Source organism: Pedobacter sp. 01T416_2 (genome assembly GCF_056398925.1).
The window spans coordinates 1-5597 of sequence record NZ_JBFTQI010000380.1 but is presented as its reverse complement, the minus strand read 5'-3'; the positions used below and the strand labels follow the sequence as shown (position 1 = coordinate 5597).

At 40.0% G+C, this 5597-nt stretch carries 4 protein-coding genes; all 4 read left to right on the top strand.

Going from position 1 to position 5597, the window contains the following annotated elements:
• Positions 1 to 185 precede the first annotated feature (185 nt).
• Complete coding sequence (locus AC1DPQ_RS16045) at positions 186 to 926, top strand: GntR family transcriptional regulator (protein ID WP_477610217.1); 741 nt, start codon at positions 186 to 188, stop codon at positions 924 to 926.
• A gap of 1 nt (position 927) precedes the next feature.
• Complete coding sequence (locus AC1DPQ_RS16040; protein ID WP_477610215.1) at positions 928 to 3603, top strand: ROK family protein; 2676 nt, start codon at positions 928 to 930, stop codon at positions 3601 to 3603.
• Between the two features lie 45 nt (positions 3604 to 3648).
• Positions 3649 to 5037, top strand: coding sequence for a sugar porter family MFS transporter (locus tag AC1DPQ_RS16035; RefSeq protein WP_477580817.1), 1389 nt, complete (start codon positions 3649 to 3651; stop codon positions 5035 to 5037).
• A 3-nt stretch (positions 5038 to 5040) separates the two neighbouring features.
• The coding region (locus tag AC1DPQ_RS16030) for a sugar phosphate isomerase/epimerase family protein (protein ID WP_477610213.1) at positions 5041 to 5597 on the top strand (557 nt) is incomplete at its 3' end.

Below are 5597 nucleotides of genomic sequence, written 5' to 3'. Positions count from 1 at the left end.
GGTTATAAAGTATTCAGGATAGAAGCTTCGTAAAGATTTTCCTGAAGGAGCTTCTTTCTATTCCATTAATGTGCCATAAGGCTTGCTTATCATATTCAAAGCCAATGAAAAAAATATTTTAAGTAGTTTAATTTTTTTTATTGAAATATGGTGAAATATTATAATTTTGTAATATGTATGAACATATGAACAAAATATCTCAGTTGGATCATGATAGTAAAATACCCCTGCATTTTCAGGCAGAGGAGCAATTGAGAAAATTAATTCAGCTTCCTGAGTTTGCTAATGGAGAACTATTTCCAAAAGAAACGGATTTGGCCATGCGATGGGGAATATCGAGAAATACACTTCGGCAGGCCATTAATAATCTGGTAAACGAAGGTTTACTGGAGCGGAAAAAGAGAGTTGGAACAAGGGTTACGCAAGGAAAAATAACCACTAACCTCACCAACTGGATGAGTTTTACGCATGAAATGGAAGATATGGGATTGATTTTTAAAAATCTCGTACTCGATGTGCAGAAAAAAAAGGCTAGCGAAGAAGTATCAAAATATCTGCAGATAGAGGTCGATACCGATGTAATCTGCCTTAAACGTATCCGCAGTATTGATGATGGTCCCATGGTCTGTTTCGAATCATATTTTCATCCCCGTATCGGGCTTTCTAAAGATGAAGACTTTAAAAAGCCTTTATACGATTTGCTGGATATGGACCACAATATTGTTCCAATGTACTCACAGGAAGAAATAAAAGCGATAGCAGCTACAGAAGAAATAGCCGGTTTGCTTGGAATAAAAAAAGGGTTACCTGTGTTGGAAAGAAAAAGATTGGTGCTCGATGCAGGCAGAAAACCCATAGAGTACAATATCTGCTATTACCGCAACGATTGGTTTACTTATAGTATTGAGATTAAGCGTTCGGTGTAAAATGGCAAACAATAAAAAAATTGGGATCGACGTAGGAGGAAGTCACGTCACGGTAAGTGCGATAGATGTAAATAACCCATTGCTGGCATCTTTGCGGCTGGTAAGAAAGGATCTCGATGCTTTGGATACAGGTTTTAATATTGTAGCCACTATTGGTAATGGGATTAGAGAAGTGCTGGAAGAAGGAATTACGCCCGATGCTGTTGGAATTGCTTTTCCCGGACCTTTTGATTATGAGAAAGGTGTTAGTACCATAGCAGGTGTAGGTGGAAAATTTGAACAGACATTCGGAATTCATTTGCAGCAGGCCCTGGCAGATTTTACCGGCCTAAGCAATACGCCGTTTGTTTTTTCAAACGATGCACATTGTTTTGCTGAGGGGACCTATAACCGCTACCAACTGAATAGTAAAAAGACAGTTTTTTTAACACTGGGAACTGGTTTTGGCTCTGCCTTTATGGAAAATGGAGCCTTGCTTACTAGCGATCCCTCATTACCGGTTTCGGGCGCTTTTTACGATGAGCCTTTTCTCGATGCCAAAGCCGATGATTATTTTTCGGTGCGCTGGTTTTTAAATGAATACAAAACATTATGTGGTAAACAGGCAGCATCTGTAAAAGATATAGCATTAATGAACACAGATCTTTCACGTTCTATTTTCGAGCGATTCGGCACCAACCTCGGCGCTTTTTTACAGACCTGGTTAGCGCGGTTCGGATGTGATGAACTGGTTATTGGCGGCAACATTGCAAAAGCCAGTTCACTGTTTGTTACGCCACTGAAAGAAAGCTTAAAACACCTGAATAAAACAATAAAAATTACTTTCTGCGGTGATACCGAAGAATGCATCTTAAGGGGAGCCGCGGTTATTGCGGGCAAAAAAACAAATATTTACATGGATACTGATCAGAAATTAAAAAGAGAAACAAGTCAACCCGTTTTACCCTTAAGTGCTATTGTAGCTAACGGTCCGGGTTATAATGTTTTTCCATCATTTCATTCAGACGCTCAGGTTTACGCTGGTTTTGATACGCTGGCCGATAAAATAGATCAGGAGAAAACGATCATCATTGATGGTTTTGAAGGCGTTTTATGGGAGGATTTCAGGACACAGTTACATGCATGTTTGCTTTCGAAAAACAGAAAAGTATTCTGGTACGATATCAATTCTTGCCTCAAACCTACTCAGGAGATCGAAGCGATGGTGAGTGCCAATTTAAATGGTGCCGATCCGGTTTTTGGAGATAAATACCAGGGCGGTCTGTCTGATTTTTTTGATGTGCAAAAATTGAAGATGTTACAGCCCGATCCATCTGTTGATCTGTGCATTCTCTATGGAACGGGCGCCGGACTGGCCAATTGGAAAGGGCCATTGTTATATGTAGACCTGCCCAAAAATGAAATTCAATATAGGATGAGGGCCGGTGTGGCGAAAAATATCGGCTGTACAGATCGCGCTGATAATACCCAGATGTATAAACGGGCATATTTTGTGGATTGGCCTGTGTTGAACAAACATAAACAGCAGTTGCTTTCCAAAATGGATATAATTGTTGATGAACAGCGCACGACTGAAATTACATGGATGCATGGTGATGATTTTAGGAATACTTTGCACAAAATGCTCGAACAGCCGCTTCGCGCAAGGCCTTGGTTTGAAGCGGGCATTTGGGGCGGGAACTGGATGAAAAAGCATATCAAAGGACTTAATCAGGAAGAAATAAACTACGCCTGGTCTTTTGAACTGATCACTCCCGAAAATGGAATTGTTATCGAAGGTAATCACTATCTACTCGAAGTCTCATTCGATTTTCTGTTGTTTTATAATAATACGAAACTTTTAGGAAAAGCAGCCCCAAGGTTTGGAACTGAATTCCCGATCCGTTTTGATTTTCTAGATACCTATGATGGCGGAAATCTTTCGATTCAATGCCATCCGCGTACGGCCTATATCAAAGAGAATTTTGGTGAAAATTTTACACAGGATGAAACCTATTACATTCTCGATTGTGAACCCGACGCCGAAGTTTATCTGGGTTTTCAGGAAGATATTAATCCTGAAGAGTTTAAAACTGCTTTACTGGATGCACAAAACCAGGGCATTAAAATGGATGCCGAAAAATACGTGCAGAAATTTAATGCACAAAAACACGATCTGTTTCTCATTCCAAATGGAACGGTCCATGCATCTGGAAAGAATAATATGGTGCTGGAGATCAGCAGTACGCCATACATTTTCACTTTCAAAATGTACGATTGGTTGCGATTGGGCTTRAACGGTAAACCTAGACCCATTAATATAGAACACGCTTTTAAGAATCTTTATTTCGATCGAAAGGGCGATTACGTTCCGCAAGAGCTAATTTCTAAACAACAGGTATCAACCGAATGGAATGGAGGAAGGAAAGTATCACTTTCAACACATAAGGAGCATTTTTACGCGGTAGACCGATATGAGTTTGTTGGAGAAACAGTTATTGCCACAAATGGACAATGCCACATCTGCATGCTGGTTGAAGGTGAATCGATAGCGGTGATTGTCGGTGATAAAACCAGTCAGTTCAGTTATGCTGAAACATTTGTAATACCTGCAGCAGTAACAGAATATACTGTTCGGTACTCAGGAACGCAAAAAGCCTTTTTGGTAGTTGCCTATGTAAAAGAAGATTGTTGTTGAACCTAACCAAATAACTAAATAAAAACAGCCAAATAACCAAACATTATGAGAAAACAAGAAACAAATTATTTTATCTTCCTGATAACGCTTATTGCAGCATTAGGAGGTTTTTTATTCGGTTTTGATATGGCCGTCGTCAGCGGTATTATCGAGCCTTTAAAGTCGCAGTATGGATTGTCATCCGCACAGGAGGGACTGTTTGTGTCATGCGCTTTGCTGGGCTGTATTGTCGGAGTATCCTTTTCGGGTTACCTCAGCGATAAAGTTGGGAGAAGAAAGGTATTGTTTGTCTCCGCCATATTATTTTTAATCAGTGCCATTGGTTTCGCATTTTCAGAAGCCTATCCTGTATTAATTTTCTTCCGCGTTTTGGCCGGTATGGGAGTTGGTGTGGCCTCTAATGTATCTCCACTTTATATTTCTGAAGTAGCACCTTCGCAAAAAAGAGGTCGTTTAGTCGTTTTTTATCAGCTGGCCATTACCATAGGAATTTTAGCGGCTTACATCAGTAATTTATTTTTGCAACGTTACGCCACAGCCAATGCAGGTGCCGGCGAGGGCGTGCTGCACTGGTTATTTGTTGAAAACGTTTGGCGCGGAATGTTTATCGTTGGGGTTATTCCGGCAGCAGCATTTTGTTTGTTGTTGTTAATCGTGCCCGAAAGCCCGCGCTGGCTGGTACAATACGGCAGAAATGAAGAGGCTTTAAACACCCTAATTAAAATAAACGGAAGCGAAACAGGTCGTTTAGAACTCGATTCCATTAAAGAAATGGCCAGTCAAAAATCTGGCGGTTATAAAGAATTGATGCGTTTGCCCTTAAGTAAACTGTTGGCACTGGCAACCATTCTTACAGCCTTATCGCAGTTCAGCGGAATTAACGGGGTGATTTTTTATGGTCCTACCATTTTAAAATCAGCAGGTATTGTTACCAGCGATGCCTTATTTTATCAGGTAATTTTGGGATCGGCCAATGTGCTTTTTACATTTATCGCCATTTCAAAAGTAGATACCTGGGGACGCAGACCCTTATATATCATCGGCTCATTGTGTGCAGCAGGGGCTTTGGCTTTAACAGGGGTTTGCTTTTTAATGAATATCACCGGGTGGTTCATGTTATTTAGTATTATTCTGTTTCTACTATTCTTTGCATTCTCGCTAGGGCCATTAAAATTTGTCATCTCCACAGAAATATTCCCCACCCACATCAGAGGAACAGCTTTGTCGATGTGTATTATGACCATGTGGGTTTCAGATTGGGTTGTAAACATGTTATTCCCCATTATGAGAGATGGGTTGGGTATCGCAACCACCTTTTTTATCTTCTCTTTCTTCTGTATCCTTTCCTTTTTGTATGCCAAGAAGAAATTGTTTGAAACCAAAGGCAAAAGCCTGGAAGAAATTGAAAAAGCCTGGAATTCAGAAATAAAATAGATCATGAAAGTACAATTCTATTACCCACGCTGGGGTTCCGAAAATATCAATTGGGATGAGTTTTGCCGAAAGGTAAAAGCGGCAGGATACGATGGTGTTGAGGCTCCTGTTTCTGAAAATTCAGATGAGCAAAGTATAATGATAACTGCACTGAAAAAACATAGTCTGTTTTTGATTGCGCAATATTACCAATCTTTCGAAAAGGATTTTGAAGCACATAAAGCGAGTTATACAAAATATTTACGCTTTTATGCTTCGGTAAAACCAGTAAAAATAAATACACAAACGGGGAAAGATTATTTCAGTTTTGAGCAGAATGCCGAACTGTTTGCTATTGCCAATGCAATTACCCAGGAAACCGGAATTACGATTTGCCATGAAACGCACCGTAACAAAGCATTGTTTGCAGCACATGTAACACATGATTTTTTAAAAAGACTTCCGGATTTAAAAATAACAGCCGATTTTTCTCATTGGTGTAATGTAGCCGAAAGTTTATTGGAAGATCAGCAGGAGGCGCTTGCACTGGCATGTAAACAGGTAGAGCATCTCCATTCAAG

What these genes read in the sequence shown, in the direction of transcription:
- AC1DPQ_RS16045 (WP_477610217.1), top strand. Translation starts at nt 186, where the DNA reads ATGAACAAAATATCTCAGTTGGATCATGATAGTAAAATACCCCTGCAT.
- AC1DPQ_RS16035 (WP_477580817.1), top strand. Translation starts at nt 3,649, where the DNA reads ATGAGAAAACAAGAAACAAATTATTTTATCTTCCTGATAACGCTTATT.